Annotated in this window: 1 protein-coding gene; it reads right to left on the bottom strand. The window is 48.2% G+C overall.

Annotated features, from left to right (window positions below; genetic code table 11):
* Positions 1 to 1251: hypothetical protein (locus SLH33_RS12910; protein ID WP_320419531.1), on the bottom strand; the 1251-nt coding region annotated here is incomplete at both ends.

The raw sequence follows: 1251 nt of genomic DNA, 5'->3' as shown, positions 1-1251 counted from the left end.
CTTCTGAAACTGTTACATCTCCAATAGTGACCGTTGGAGCACTATCATCATCTTGTACCGTTACCGAACCTTCGGTTACGGCTCCGGTGGTAGTTCCGCTGGTAACTGCACCCGTTGCTGTAAATACCTCGTCCGCCTCTCCTGAGATTGTATCTTCCGTCGTTGGAACTGTTACGCTTCCTGTGGTAGCGCCTGCTGTAATGGTTACCGTGTAAACTACTCCGTCTACCGTTACTTCTACTGTAATGTCTTCTGTACTTGGGTTGCTTAAGGTTACTGGAACTATCGCGGTATCGCCTTCTGAAACTGTTACATCTCCAATAGTGACCGTTGGAGCACTATCATCATCTTGTACCGTTATCGATCCTTCGGTTACGGCTCCGGTGGTAGTTCCGCTGGTAACTGCACCCGTTGCTGCAAATACTTCGTCCGCCTCTCCTGAGATTGTATCTTCCGTCGTTGGAACGCTTACGCTTCCTGTGGTAGCGCCTGCTGTAATGGTTACCGTGTAAACTACTCCGTCTACCGTTACTTCTACTGTAATGTCTTCTGTACTTGGGTTGCTTAAGGTTACTGGAACAATCGCATTATCGCCTTCTGAAACTGTTACATCTCCAATAGTGACCGTTGGAGCACTATCATCATCTTGTACCGTTACCGAACCTTCGGTTACGGCTCCGGTGGTAGTTCCGCTGGTAACTGCACCCGTTGCTGCAAATACTTCGTCCGCCTCTCCTGAGATTGTATCTTCTGTTGTGGGAACGCTTACGCTTCCTGTAGTAGCACCTGCTGCAATGGTTACCGTGTAAACTACTCCGTCTACCGTTACTTCTACTGTAATGTCTTCTGTACTTGGGTTGCTTAAGGTTACTGGAACTATCGCGGTATCGCCTTCTGAAACTGTTACATCTCCAATAGTGACCGTTGGAGCACTATCATCATCTTGTACCGTTACCGAACCTTCGGTTACGGCTCCGGTGGTAGTTCCGCTGGTAACTGCACCCGTTGCTGTAAATACCTCGTCCGCCTCTCCTGAGATTGTATCTTCCGTCGTTGGAACTGTTACGCTTCCTGTGGTAGCGCCTGCTGTAATGGTTACCGTGTAAACTACTCCGTCTACCGTTACTTCTACTGTAATGTCTTCTGTACTTGGGTTGCTTAAGGTTACTGGAACTATCGCGGTATCGCCTTCTGAAACTGTTACATCTCCAATAGTGACCGTTGGAGCACTATCATCATCTTGTACCGTTA

It is taken from the genome of Tenacibaculum sp. IB213877, assembly GCF_034043975.1.
Lineage (GTDB): Bacteria > Bacteroidota > Bacteroidia > Flavobacteriales > Flavobacteriaceae > Polaribacter.
The sequence above is the reverse complement of the archived record's forward strand: the minus strand, read 5'-3'. Positions and strand labels throughout refer to the sequence as shown.